Annotated in this window: 12 protein-coding genes; 9 read left to right on the forward strand and 3 right to left on the reverse strand. The window is 58.8% G+C overall.

Translation table 11 applies throughout. The features are described 5' to 3' along the window. Window positions 1-224 precede the first annotated feature (224 nt). Together FBY12_RS26910 and FBY12_RS26915 are read right to left on the reverse strand one after the other, a co-directional pair. The gene (locus FBY12_RS26910) at window positions 225-569 is read right to left on the reverse strand and encodes a pentapeptide repeat-containing protein (protein WP_092277933.1); all 345 of its coding nucleotides are present in this window, start codon (window positions 567-569) and stop codon (window positions 225-227) included. Window positions 570-660: 91 nt separating this feature from the next. Next, complete coding sequence (locus FBY12_RS26915; RefSeq protein WP_145257407.1) at window positions 661-2,217, reverse strand: bifunctional aminoglycoside phosphotransferase/ATP-binding protein; 1,557 nt, start codon at window positions 2,215-2,217, stop codon at window positions 661-663. 117 nt (window positions 2,218-2,334) lie between these two features. On the opposite strand from FBY12_RS26915, the gene mrcB reads away from it, so the two are divergent. From mrcB to FBY12_RS26930, 3 genes are read left to right on the forward strand one after another with little or no spacing between them, the layout of a single operon-like run. Then, on the forward strand, window positions 2,335-4,659 hold the full coding sequence (mrcB, locus tag FBY12_RS26920; protein ID WP_109503319.1) for a penicillin-binding protein 1B: 2,325 nt from the start codon (window positions 2,335-2,337) through the stop codon (window positions 4,657-4,659). Window positions 4,660-4,675: 16 nt separating this feature from the next. Continuing rightward, entirely contained in the window at window positions 4,676-5,413 is a 738-nt protein-coding gene (locus tag FBY12_RS26925; protein ID WP_145257409.1) for a hypothetical protein, read from the forward strand. After that, window positions 5,413-5,748, forward strand: a complete 336-nt coding sequence (locus FBY12_RS26930; protein WP_145257412.1) for a YqcC family protein — start codon at window positions 5,413-5,415, stop codon at window positions 5,746-5,748. Before FBY12_RS26925 ends, FBY12_RS26930 begins: the two co-directional genes overlap by 1 nt. A gap of 121 nt (window positions 5,749-5,869) precedes the next feature. On the opposite strand, the gene FBY12_RS26935 is transcribed toward FBY12_RS26930, so the two are convergent. Next, window positions 5,870-6,292 carry a DUF4124 domain-containing protein gene (locus tag FBY12_RS26935; protein ID WP_145257415.1) on the reverse strand — a complete coding sequence of 141 codons (423 nt, stop codon included), beginning with the start codon at window positions 6,290-6,292 and terminating at the stop codon, window positions 5,870-5,872. 401 nt (window positions 6,293-6,693) lie between these two features. Between FBY12_RS26935 and FBY12_RS26940 the strand changes: the two genes are divergently transcribed. The 6 genes from FBY12_RS26940 to msrQ all read left to right on the forward strand — a co-directional run bounded on the left by FBY12_RS26940 (window position 6,694) and on the right by msrQ (window position 12,668). Beyond that, window positions 6,694-8,418, forward strand: coding sequence for an acetolactate synthase 3 large subunit (locus tag FBY12_RS26940; protein WP_092281640.1), 1,725 nt, complete (start codon window positions 6,694-6,696; stop codon window positions 8,416-8,418). A 2-nt stretch (window positions 8,419-8,420) separates the two neighbouring features. Continuing rightward, window positions 8,421-8,912: an acetolactate synthase small subunit gene (gene ilvN / locus FBY12_RS26945; RefSeq protein WP_003176102.1), complete on the forward strand. Its 492-nt coding sequence runs from the start codon at window positions 8,421-8,423 to the stop codon at window positions 8,910-8,912. Between the two features lie 48 nt (window positions 8,913-8,960). Beyond that, on the forward strand, window positions 8,961-9,977 hold the full coding sequence (ilvC, locus tag FBY12_RS26950) for a ketol-acid reductoisomerase (protein ID WP_007948647.1): 1,017 nt from the start codon (window positions 8,961-8,963) through the stop codon (window positions 9,975-9,977). 144 nt (window positions 9,978-10,121) lie between these two features. Then, entirely contained in the window at window positions 10,122-10,976 is an 855-nt protein-coding gene (pssA, locus tag FBY12_RS26955; protein WP_092277945.1) for a CDP-diacylglycerol--serine O-phosphatidyltransferase, read from the forward strand. Between the two features lie 58 nt (window positions 10,977-11,034). Next, window positions 11,035-12,048, forward strand: coding sequence for a protein-methionine-sulfoxide reductase catalytic subunit MsrP (gene msrP / locus FBY12_RS26960; RefSeq protein ID WP_145257418.1), 1,014 nt, complete (start codon window positions 11,035-11,037; stop codon window positions 12,046-12,048). Next, window positions 12,048-12,668 (forward strand): protein-methionine-sulfoxide reductase heme-binding subunit MsrQ, encoded by a 621-nt coding sequence (gene msrQ / locus FBY12_RS26965; RefSeq protein WP_145257421.1) that lies wholly within the window; start codon window positions 12,048-12,050, stop codon window positions 12,666-12,668. Before msrP ends, msrQ begins: the two co-directional genes overlap by 1 nt. Window positions 12,669-12,859 lie beyond the last annotated feature (191 nt).

Here is a 12,859-nt window from a genome sequence, read left to right on the forward strand (position 1 = left end):
GCCATCAGTAGGAAAAGCGTGATTGTTTGGTCGCTTTTGTCGCAAAAGCTTCTAAGAAGGGGAATTTTGCAGCGTAGGAGAATTCTGCGGACGCAGAAAAGGAGGGCGCGGCAATCCCCTGTAGGAGCGAGCCTGCTCGCGAAAGCGGTTCAGCATTCAACATGTATGTTGGCTGATACACCGCTTTCGCGAGCAGGCTCGCTCCTACAAGGAAGCGTCGCGTTTCAGCGAGTGCGATAGCGCAGGCGTGTACCGAAGTTCATCGACATGAGGATTTCGTCAGCACTCAGCTCGGGCGGAAAGTAGGCGCCGGAGATTTGCGCATGCGCCAGGCTTGCGCCTTCCAGCGATGCGTTGCGAAAGTCGATGCCGCGCAAGTCGGCGGAACGGAAGTAGGCGTCGGTGAAGTCGATGCCATCGGCGTTCAACTCACGCAGGTCGAGCCCACGGAAATCGCCACCGACCATATCGATCGGGCCGTCCGCCGGGCGTTCGTTGTTAAAACCTGTGATGTCGTCTTTGTGCAGCAAGGCATAAAGCGGGGTGTCGAGAAGTTTCGGCTGGCTCATGTCACATCACCTGTTGGTTTTATGACGCCAGTATAGTGCCACTATTTGACGGCCGTGAAGCCAGAGCAGGCTCCACGGCCGAAATAGTTTCTTACAGACCTGGCATGCGCTGACGAATCTGCGCAACGACGCTGTCGAGGGTTCCGCTTTCGTTGGTTTGAACGCGTTTGCTGCAGAGAATCTCGGCCGGCGTCAGCGCTTCACGGCTGGCTTGCTGGTCAGCGATAACGGCCAGATTGGCGTCGGACGGATCCTGTTTGTCGGCCTGACGCAGCGCCAGCCATGTTTCGATCACGGCTTGCGGCGCGTTGCAGTCGAGAATCAGGAACGGCGCGCCGGTGGCCTCGGCAATCTTCGCCGCGCCATCACGCTGCGCGCGTTTGAGGTAGGTCGCGTCGATGACTACCGGAAAACCGGCGCGCAGGATGGTCGCGGCGATCTCATGCAGGCGCGCGTACGTCTTGGCGCTGGCGTCGGCGCTGTAGATGCCGGCGTGCGGATCGTTCTGTACGGTTTGCTCACCAAACAGGCGCTTGCGTTCAACATCGGAACGCAGGCGAATCGCCCCCAGCGCTTCGACCAGACGCATGGCGACGCGGCTTTTGCCGACGGCCGACACGCCGTGGGTAATGGCCAGGAAACGCGAAGGAATGATGCTGTAGCTTTCGGCCAGATTCGCGTAGTTGCGGTACTGGCGCAGGGTGGTGGCGCGCTGCACAGGATCGGCTTCGGCCGGCATGCTGAACAGGCTGACTTTGGCGCGGACCAGCGCGCGATAGGCTTTATAGAAGTTCAGCACTTCGAGGCCCTGGTAATCGCCGGTCAGCTCCAGGTATTGGCTGATGAAACGCCGCGCCAGGCTTTTCAGACCACGGTCTTCGAGGTCCATCGCGAGGAAGCCGGTGTCGGCGTAAACATCGGTAAAACGAAACGGCTCGTTGAATTCGATGCAGTCGAAAATCACCACTTGGCCATCGATCACGGTGGCGTTGCCCAAATGAATGTCGCCATGACATTCGCGGGTAAAACCATCGGCCTTGCGCTGGGCGAACAGTGGCTTGAGGCGTTCGAAGCTGCTTTCGGCCCAGGCTTGCAAGGCGTCGAGCTGCAGCAGATCAGCCTTGTCGCTGAGGAACGGGCGGATTTGCTCGAAGTTCTGCCGCACTGGCGCCATCACGCTGTCCGGGGTGCCGGCGTCATGTTCAGCCGGGACTTTCGGCGCAGTGAGGTGGAACTGGGCGATTTGCGCGGCCATCTCGTCGATGTGCGCGGTGGTCAGTTCGCCGTTGGCTTGCAGGGTGCTGAGCAATTGGCTTTGCGGGAACTGACGCATCTTCAGCATGAAATCGATCGCTGGGCCATCACCGCCGATTTGCGGGGCCTCGGCACTGCCGGTGATTGGCAACACTTCCAGATACAAATCATTGGTCAAACGCTGGTTCAAACGCAGCTCTTCGCCACAGAAATGCTCGCGGGCGTCGACGTTGGTGAAGTCGAGAAAGCCGAAATTCACCGGTTTCTTCACTTTATAAGCAAACGGGCCTGTGAGGATGACCCAGGAAATGTGGGTCTCGATAACCTGGAACCCGTCGACGGGATGCGGGTAGAGGGCCGGGTTTTGCAGGGCGGCGATCAGGGACTGGCTCACAGGCGATCCTTCAAAGTGGGAGAAATTTCAAGGTCGCCATTATGGCTGCAAGTCCGCCTGACGCAAACCTCGGAGGGCGCCTGTTGAGGATGAATAAAGTGCGTATAATCCGCCGCCATGACTCGTACTCGATCCCCTCGCAGCAAAAAAAAACCACCTTCCAAGGGCATGAGCCCCTGGCTGAGCTGGGCCATTAAACTCAGCCTGGTCGGCCTCGTCGTGCTCGCCGGGTTCGCGGTGTACCTCGACGCGATTGTCCAGGAGAAGTTTTCCGGCAAGCGCTGGACCATTCCGGCCAAGGTTTACGCACGGCCACTGGAATTGTTCACCGGGCAGAAGCTCAGCAAGGAAGACTTCCTTACCGAACTCGATGCCTTGGGTTATCGCCGCGAAGCCGTGAGCAACGGCCCCGGCGCGGCGGCGGTCAGCGGCAATACCGTCGACCTGAACACCCGTGGCTTCCAGTTTTATGAAGGCCTGGAAAAAGCTCAGCCGGTGCGCGTGCGCTTCTCCGGCGACTACGTGGCCGAGCTGTCCGCGACCAACGGCTCGAAGCTGTCGGTGGTACGCCTTGAGCCGCTGATGATCGGCGGGATTTATCCAAAAAACCTCGAAGACCGGATTCTGATCAAGATCGATCAGGTGCCGCCGTACCTGCTCGAAACGCTGGTCGCGGTGGAAGATCGGGATTTCTACAGTCACTGGGGCGTGTCGCCGAAGTCGATTGCCCGCGCCGTCTATGTGAACACCTCGGGCGGCAAGATGACCCAGGGCGGCAGTACGCTGACGCAACAATTGGTCAAGAATTTCTACCTGACCAGCGAACGCAGCCTGACCCGCAAACTCACCGAAGCCATGATGGCGATGCTGCTGGAGCTGCATTACGACAAACGCGAGATTCTTGAGGCTTACCTCAACGAAGTGTTTGTCGGCCAGGACGGTCAGCGTGCGGTGCACGGTTTTGGTCTGGCCAGCCAGTTCTTCTTCGGCCAACCGTTGTCCGAGCTGAAATTGCACCAAGTGGCGTTGCTGGTGGGGATGGTCAAAGGGCCGTCCTATTACAACCCGCGTCGCAATCCTGAACGCGCGCTGGAACGGCGCAATCTGGTGCTCGACGTGCTTGAGCAGCAAGGCGTTGCCTCGGCCGAACAAGTGGCGGCGGCGAAAGCCATGCCGCTGGGCGTGACCACGCGCGGCAAATTGGCGGACAGCTCGTTCCCGGGCTTTATCGACTTGGTCAAACGGCAATTGCGCGATGACTATCGCGACGAAGACTTGACCGAAGAAGGCCTGCGGATTTTCACCAGTTTCGATCCGATTCTGCAGATGAAAGCCGAGGCCTCGGTGAATGACACCTTTAAACGCCTGGCCGGGCGCAAGGGTTCGGATGACGTCGAAGCGGCGATGGTCGTGACCAACCCGGAAACCGGTGAAGTCCAAGCCATGATCGGCAGCCGTCAGGCGAGTTTCGCCGGGTTCAACCGCGCGCTCGATGCGGTACGGCCGATTGGTTCGTTGATCAAACCGGCGGTGTATCTGACGGCGCTTGAGAAACCGAGCCAATACAGTTTGACCAGTTGGCTGTCGGACGACGCTTTCTCGGTGAAGGGCGCGGACGGGCAAGTCTGGAAACCGCAGAACTACGATCGTCGCTCCCACGGCACGGTGTTCCTGTATCAGGGGTTGGCGCATTCGTACAACTTGTCGACCGCGCGTCTCGGCCTGGAGCTGGGCGTGCCGAACGTCCTCAAGACCTTGGCGCGACTGGGTGTGACGCGGGAATTCCCGGCGTTCCCGTCGATGCTGTTGGGCGCGGGCGCCTTGACGCCGATGGAAGTGGCGACGATGTATCAGACCCTGGCCAACGGCGGTTTTAATACGCCGATGCGCGGGATTCGCAGCGTTCTCACTGCGGAAGGCGAGCCGCTCAAGCGTTATCCGTTCCAGATTCAGCAGCGCTTTGATCCGGCGTCGATTTTCCTGATCCAGAGCGCGATGCAGCGGGTCATGCGTGAAGGCACCGGCAGTTCGGTTTACAACGTGTTGCCCAAAACCCTGACGCTGGCGGGCAAGACCGGCACCAGTAACGATTCGCGTGACAGCTGGTTCGCCGGTTTCAGTCAGGATCTGCTGGCGGTGGTCTGGTTGGGCCGCGACGATAACGGCAAGACGCCGTTCACCGGCGCTACCGGGGCACTGCAGGTCTGGACCAGTTTCATGCGCAAAGCCGATCCGCTGCCGCTGGACATGCCGCAACCGGACAACATCGTGCAGGCGTGGGTAGATTCGCGCACCGGGCAAGGCTCTGATGCCGGTTGCCCAGGTGCGGTGCAGATGCCGTATATTCGCGGCAGCGAACCGCCTCCCGGCGCAGCTTGCGGTGGCGAAAGCCCTGCTTCCGGCGAAACGGTGATGGATTGGGTCAAGGGCTGGATGAATTAAGCAAAGAGGGTTTCAAGTGAACAAGTGGTTGATTCCAGCGGTTACCGCCGTAGCTTTGCTCAGCGGTTGTTCCAGCGTACAGCGCGGTTCGATCCCGGTTGTGGACTCCGGCAGCGCGGTGTCGAACAGTGAACGGATTTCGGCGAATGGCGGTTTCCGTCAGACCACCGTGAAACGTCCTGCGCAAGGCCAGACCCAGGCGATCCCGCAAGGCGATACCGGTGTGGTGGTGATGGTGCCGGGCGGCGGCGCAGTCAGTTCGGCGCCGATCAGCACTTCGCCGATCACTCCGGGGCCGATCACGCCGGGTCCGATTGATACCTCGCCGGTGCAATCGGCACCGGTCAATCAGGGCAGCTACAGCATGCCATCGACGCCGAGCGGGATTCCTTCGGCGAGCAGCGGCGGCGGTTTGTCGGCCGACGAGCAACTGGACGGTCCGGTACTCGCGTTGCTCACCACCGCGCAACAGCAACAGGCCGGTGGCGACCTGAACGGCGCGTCTTCCAGCCTGGAACGTGCCCAGCGTGTAGCCCCGCGTGAGCCGCAAGTGCTTTATCGCCTGGCGCAGGTGCGCATGGCTCAAGGTGATGCGCCGCAAGCCGAGCAATTCGCTCGTCGCGGTCTGACGTTCGCCAATGGCCGCCCGGATCTGCAGGCCAACCTGTGGGAATTGATCGCTCAGGCGCGTGAGAAACAAGGCGATTCCGCCGGCGCCGCACTGGCCCGTCAGAAGGCCAAGGTATCGCTGTGATGGATGCACGTTTCCCGAAGATTGCCGAGCAGCTGTTGCTGATCGAACGCGAGTTGCGGATTCAGGGCTGGTGGGATGACGTCGCGCCGAGCGCGGAAGCGTTGTCCAGTGTCGAGCCGTTCGCGGTCGACACGCTGGACTTCGAGCAGTGGCTGCAATGGATTTTCCTGCCGCGCATGAAGGCGATCCTCGAACAGGATCTGCCGTTGCCCAACGCCTCGGGCATTCAGGAAATGGCCGAAATGGTCTTCGCCGCGCGTGACGTGCAGGGCCGGGATCGGCAGTTGCAGGTGTTGCTCAAAGAGTTCGACCTGCTGATCACCGCGTCCCGCTGACGACGCGAACCCCCGTAGGAGCAAAGCTTGCTCGCGAAAGCTGTTTCACGTTCAGCACCTGTGTTGACGGCTGAATCGCTATCGCGAGCAAGCTTTGCTCCTACAGGTTTTTTATGGGCAGTTATTGGCAATTATCGGCAATCTGCTTTTGCGCCTCGGTCATGCGCTCCTGCCGCGTCTGGTCAGTCAAACGGCGCATCTCCCCGTCAATCTCTTCACGTAATCGCGGGTTGTTCTGCAACTGCGCAAGGTTCGTCCGCGCCTGTTCGCAGAACACCTTGAGCTGCGCCTGCTGCTCAGCCACCTGCTTTTTCACAGTCTTGTCGATGTCTTGCTGGTCGCCAATCACGTTGCTGTTGGCCGGCACTTTCGGCTTGCTCGCGGGCGCGGCGGGCGTCACCACGGTGGTGGAGGGCTGACCCTGCGGCGGCTGCGCGCCAAAGTGCGTAACGCCCTGGGCGTCCACCCATTTGTAGATCTGCGCCGCCATGGTCATCGGGCTCAGGGTGAGCAGCAAACTGGCGGTGATGAAAAAGGTACGCATGCCATTTCCTTGTCAGAAGTTGCGCAATTGAAGCTAACACACATGGGGTTTACGGGTTTTTTCTTGCGTTCTCATGTGCTTACTCACAATAAAGCACATAGACGGCTTGACTTGCAGAGGACGAAACAGAAGAATCCAAAGTCCGCTGTAGAGGGACTGCCAGAAGCAGACCCACTCGGCAGATCATGAGGCGCATACCCGCGCCGACCTGTTACACCCGCAACGCGTTACCTCGCGCTGGGTGGGAAAGCCCCGCAACACTTGGGACGATCCCAATACTTGCTCAGTCAGTGCTGACGTAGTCGGCGACCACCGTCGCTCATGCTCTGCCGAGAAGTAAACCTATTAAGACCCGTCCTCTTGTGAGTGGACGGTATTCTGGCGTTTTAGAGGTGAACAACGTGGAGCTTTTATCTGGCGGTGAGATGCTCGTCCGCTTTTTGCGTGACGAAGGCGTCAAATATATCTACGGGTACCCCGGTGGTGCTCTTCTTCATGTCTACGATGCCCTGTTCAAAGAACCGGAAGTGACCCACATCCTGGTTCGCCACGAACAAGCGGCTACCCATATGGCTGACGGCTATGCCCGTGCCACCGGTAAAGCCGGCGTGGTACTGGTGACTTCCGGTCCTGGCGCTACCAATGCCATTACCGGGATCGCCACTGCTTATATGGACTCCATTCCGATGGTGATCATTTCCGGCCAGGTGCCTAGCACCATGGTTGGCACCGACGCGTTCCAGGAAACCGACATGATCGGTATCTCCCGGCCGATCGTGAAGCACAGCTTCATGATCAAGCACGCCTCGGAAATCCCGGAAGTCATGAAGAAGGCGTTCTACCTGGCGCAGTCCGGTCGTCCGGGCCCGGTCGTGGTCGACATCCCGAAAGACATGACCAACCCGGCCGAGAAGTTCGAATACATCTTCCCGAAAAAAGCCAAGCTGCGTTCCTACAGTCCGGCCGTTCGCGGTCACTCGGGGCAAATCCGCAAGGCTGCAGAAATGCTCCTCGCGGCCAAGCGTCCAGTGATGTACGCCGGTGGCGGCGTAATTCTCGGGGGTGGCTCCGCACCGCTGACCGAATTGGCGAAGATGCTCAACCTGCCAGTGACCAACACGCTGATGGGCCTGGGTGCCTACCCTGGCACCGACCGCCAGTTCATCGGCATGCTCGGCATGCACGGCAGCTACACCGCCAACCTGGCAATGCACCACGCTGACGTGATCCTTGCAGTCGGCGCGCGTTTCGATGACCGCGTGATCAACGGCCCGGCGAAGTTCTGCCCGAACGCCAAGATCATTCACATCGACATCGACCCGGCTTCGATCTCCAAGACCATCAAGGCTGACGTTCCGATTGTCGGCCCGGTGGAAAGTGTCCTGAGCGAGATGGTCGCGATCCTCAAGGAAATCGGCGAGACCCCGAACAAGGACTCGGTTGCCAGTTGGTGGAAGCAAGTTGACGAGTGGCGCGGTGACCGCGGCCTGTTCCCTTACGACAAGGGTGACGGCAGCATCATCAAGCCGCAGACCGTGGTCGAAACCCTCTGCGAAGTGACCAAGGGCGATGCCTATGTTGCTTCCGACGTGGGCCAACACCAGATGTTCGCGGCGCAGTACTACACGTTCAACAAGCCGAACCGCTGGATCAACTCCGGTGGCCTGGGCACCATGGGCTTCGGTTTCCCGGCAGCCATGGGCATCAAGCTGAGCTTCCCGGATGCCGACGTCGTCTGCGTGACGGGCGAGGGCAGCATCCAGATGAACATCCAGGAGCTGTCGACCTGCCTGCAATATGGCTTGCCGGTGAAAATCGTCATCCTGAACAACGGTGTTCTGGGTATGGTTCGCCAGTGGCAAGACATGAGCTACGGCAGCCGCCACTCGCACTCCTACATGGAATCGTTGCCCGACTTCGTCAAGTTGGCGGAGGCCTATGGCCACGTCGGCATGCGCATCACCGATTCGAAAGAATTGAAGTCGAAGATGGAGGAAGCGTTCGCCATGAAGGATCGCCTGGTGGTGCTCGATATTTCGGTCGACACCAGTGAGCACGTCTACCCGATGCAGATCAAAGACGGCTCCATGCGCGATATGTGGCTGAGCAAGACGGAGCGTACTTAATCATGCGGCACATTATTTCCTTGCTTCTGGAAAACGAACCCGGCGCTCTGTCTCGTGTAGTCGGCCTGTTCTCGCAGCGCAACTACAACATCGAAAGCCTGACCGTGGCACCGACCGAGGACCCGACATTGTCGCGTCTGACGCTGACCACGGTCGGGCATGACGAAGTGATCGAGCAGATCACCAAGAACCTCAACAAGTTGATCGAAGTGGTCAAGTTGGTCGACCTCTCGGAGAGTGCTCACATCGAGCGCGAACTGATGCTGGTCAAGGTCAAGGCGACTGGCGCCCAGCGCGCCGAGATCAAACGTACCACCGATATTTACCGTGGGCAGATCGTCGATGTCAGCGCCAGCGTTTATACCGTTCAACTGACCGGTACCAGCGACAAGCTCGACAGCTTCATCCAGTCCATCGGCACCGCATCGATTCTGGAAACCGTCCGTAGCGGCGTAACCGGTATCGCCCGCGGCGACAAAGTACTCAGCATCTAAACCAAATTAGTGAATGGCCTGAACGGCCTGGATATATAGGGGAATTTCATGAAAGTTTATTACGAAAAAGACTGCGACCTGTCGATCATCCAGGGCAAGAAAGTTGCCATCATCGGTTACGGTTCCCAGGGCCACGCTCAAGCGTGCAACCTGAAAGACTCCGGCGTTGACGTTACTGTCGGTCTGCGTAAAGGTTCGGCCACTGTTGCCAAAGCCGAAGCTCACGGCCTGAAAGTGACTGACGTTGCTTCCGCTGTTGCCGCTGCCGACCTGGTCATGATCCTGACCCCGGACGAGTTCCAGTCCGCGCTGTACAAAAACGAAATCGAGCCGAACATCAAGAAAGGCGCCACCCTGGCCTTCTCCCACGGTTTTGCGATCCACTACAACCAGGTTGTTCCGCGCGCCGACCTCGACGTGATCATGATCGCGCCGAAAGCCCCGGGCCACACCGTGCGTTCCGAGTTCGTCAAGGGCGGCGGTATCCCTGACCTGATCGCTATCTATCAGGACGCTTCTGGCAACGCCAAAAACGTTGCACTGTCCTACGCTGCCGGCGTTGGCGGCGGCCGTACCGGCATCATCGAAACCACTTTCAAGGACGAGACTGAAACCGACCTGTTCGGCGAACAAGCCGTTCTGTGCGGCGGTACCGTTGAACTGGTAAAAGCCGGTTTCGAAACCCTGGTTGAAGCTGGCTACGCGCCGGAAATGGCTTACTTCGAATGCCTGCACGAACTGAAGCTGATCGTTGACCTCATGTACGAAGGCGGTATCGCCAACATGAACTACTCGATCTCCAACAACGCTGAATACGGCGAGTACGTGACCGGCCCGGAAGTGATCAACGCCGAATCCCGTCAGGCCATGCGCAACGCCCTGAAACGTATTCAGGACGGCGAATACGCCAAAATGTTCATCAGCGAAGGCGCAACCGGCTACCCTTCGATGACCGCCAAGCGTCGTAACAACGCCGCTCACGGTATCGAAATCATCGGCGAGCAACTGCGCTCCATGATGCCGTGGATCGGTGCCAACAAGATCGTCGACAAAGCCAAAAACTAAGTCGCAGTCTTGTACGGAAAACGCGGCCCTGGCCGCGTTTTTTCGTTTGGATCGCCGGTTCTGGTATAAAGCTGCATCGTTTGCGGCCGAACCGTGGTCGCAGACACCTGTCGAAACTTTCCACCCTGTTGCAAGGTAATGTCCATGAGCGAACGTCCCGAAGAGCCAAACCAGGCTCCTGACGCCGAAAGTCTGCTGCCCATCGATGAACACATCGAGGAAGGGCATGACGCTGAAGGCCGTAAAGTCCGGCATCGTGGTATCTATCTTCTGCCGAATCTGTTCACCACTGCGAACCTCTTCGCAGGGTTCTATTCCATCATCAACTCGATGAGTGCCCAGGCAGCCTTGAGCGCCGGCGATTCGGTCAACGCGAGCAAATATTTTGCCTTCGCCGCGATCGCGATTTTTGTCGCCATGGTGCTCGACGGCCTCGATGGCCGGGTTGCGCGCATGACCAACACCCAAAGCGCCTTCGGTGCCGAGTACGACTCGCTGTCGGACATGGTTGCCTTTGGCGTCGCGCCGGCATTGCTGGCATTCGGCTGGGCCTTGGGTGACATGGGCAAGGTCGGCTGGATGGTCGCCTTCATTTATGTTGCGGGCGCGGCGTTGCGTCTGGCCCGTTTCAACACCCAGGTCGGCACCGCTGACAAGCGCTACTTCATTGGCCTGGCCAGTCCGGCGGCGGCGGGTGTTGTTGCGGGGATTGTCTGGGCATTCAGCGATTACGGCATCCAGGGTTCGAAAATGTCGTTCCTGGTGGCGTTGATGGTCGCGGCCGCAGGCATGCTGATGGTCAGCAATATCAAGTACAACAGCTTCAAGGAGCTGGACTTGAAGGGCCGCGTGCCGTTCGTGGCGATCCTCGCTGTCGTGCTGGTGTTTGCCGTGGTATTCAGCGATCCGCCGCGCATTCTGCTGCTGGTGTTTCTCGGCTACGCGGCGTCTGGTCCGGTTCAATACCTGTTACGTCTTCGTCGACATAAAAGCGCGTAATTTCCCTGATACTCTGCAGTCTATTGGTGCATCTGCCCTCCAATACTGCGGAGTAGTCATGCTGATCAAAATCCCCAAAGCGTCCGACTGCCATGAGTCGGACGTGACGCCTGAATCCATTTATCTGTCTCGTCGCCATGTGCTCGGTGCTGCCGTGGCCGGCCTCGCCGTGAGCAGCCTGCCGCGTTGGGCGCAAGCCGACGATGCGGCGCGTTATGCCGATGTCGAGCCGGGCAAGGCGCCTTCCTGGTTTGCCGATAAGCTTTCTTCGACCAAATGGGGCGCGGTCAACGTCAAGGATGAGGCGATCACGCCGTTCAAGGACGCGACTCACTACAACAACTTCTATGAGTTCGGCACCGACAAGGGTGATCCGGCCGCCAACGCCGGCGCGCTGAAAACCGAACCGTGGAGTGTGGTCGTCGATGGGGAGGTGGGTAAGCCGGGGCGCTACGCGCTCGAAGACTTCATGAAACCTTATCAACTGGAGGAGCGAATCTATCGCCTGCGCTGCGTTGAAGCGTGGTCGATGGTAATTCCGTGGATCGGTTTTCCGATCTCGGCGTTGCTCAAGCAAGTCGAGCCAACCTCCAACGCCAAATACATTCGCTTCGAAACGCTGGAAGACTCGAAAAGCATGCCGGGGCAGCGCTCTGGGTTCGCCTTGATCGACTGGCCTTACGTCGAAGGGTTGCGTCTGGATGAAGCGATGAACCCGTTGGCGATCCTGGCGGTGGGCATGTACGGCCGCGAGTTGCCAAATCAGAACGGTGCGCCGTTGCGTTTGGTAGTGCCGTGGAAGTATGGGTTCAAGAGCGTCAAATCGATCGTGCGCATCAGTCTCGTCAGCGAACAACCGAAGACGACCTGGCAGAGCATCGCCGCGGATGAGTATGGTTTTTATGCGAACGTGAATCCCACAGTCGATCATCCGCGCTGGACTCAGGCGCGCGAGCGGCGTTTGCCGAGTGGTCTGTTTAAACCGAATGTGCGCGATACCCAGATGTTCAACGGTTACTCGGACGAAGTCGCTTCTTTATATACAGGTCTCGATTTGCGGAAGAACTATTGATGCGTTTTGCGTTTTGGCGGGTTTTTGTCTTTATAGCTATCGCGGTCTGGCCGCTTGTTTGGTTATATCAAGCTTGGGCGGATGTGCTCGGGCCAGACCCGGGCAAGGTACTGGTTGATCGCTTGGGGTTGGGCACGCTTGTCCTTCTGTTGATTACGCTAAGCATGACGCCGCTGCAGAAGCTCACCGGTTGGGCGGGGTGGATTGCCGTCCGGCGCCAGTTGGGGTTGTGGTGTTTTGCGTATGTGTTCCTGCATTTGTGCGGGTATACGGCGTTCATTCTTGGCTTCGACTGGTCGCAATTGGGCGTGGAGCTGCGCAAGCGGCCGTACATTATCGTCGGGGCGCTGGCGTTTCTCTGTTTGCTGGCGTTGGCAGTGACGTCCAATCGCTACAGTCAGCGGCGCCTGGGCACCCGTTGGAAGAAACTGCATCGCCTGGTTTATGTGATTCTTGGGCTCGGTTTGCTGCATATGTTGTGGATCGTCCGCGCGGACCTCAAGGAATGGGCGGTCTATGCCTCTATAGGTGCGTTGCTGATGCTGCTGCGTCTGCCGCCCGTAGCGCGGCAAATCCCGCGTTTAATGGGTAAGAAGCCTGCTTCGGCGAGAAAGGCGTAATTAAGGCTTGACGGCAGAATCTGGAAGTCTATAATTCGCCCCACTTCCGGCGCAGTCGAAACGGAAAACTCCTTGGTAAACAATGAGTTACGCAGTTTTCGGCAGTGAGTTGCTTCAGTTCATCGAAGCGCGAAAGGGGGTTGAAAAAGAGGGGTTGACAGCAGCGAGTAACGCTGTAGAATTCGCCTCCC

Origin of the sequence: Pseudomonas sp. SJZ131, assembly GCF_007828705.1 — a bacterium.
GTDB classification, from domain to species: domain Bacteria; phylum Pseudomonadota; class Gammaproteobacteria; order Pseudomonadales; family Pseudomonadaceae; genus Aquipseudomonas; species Aquipseudomonas prosekii.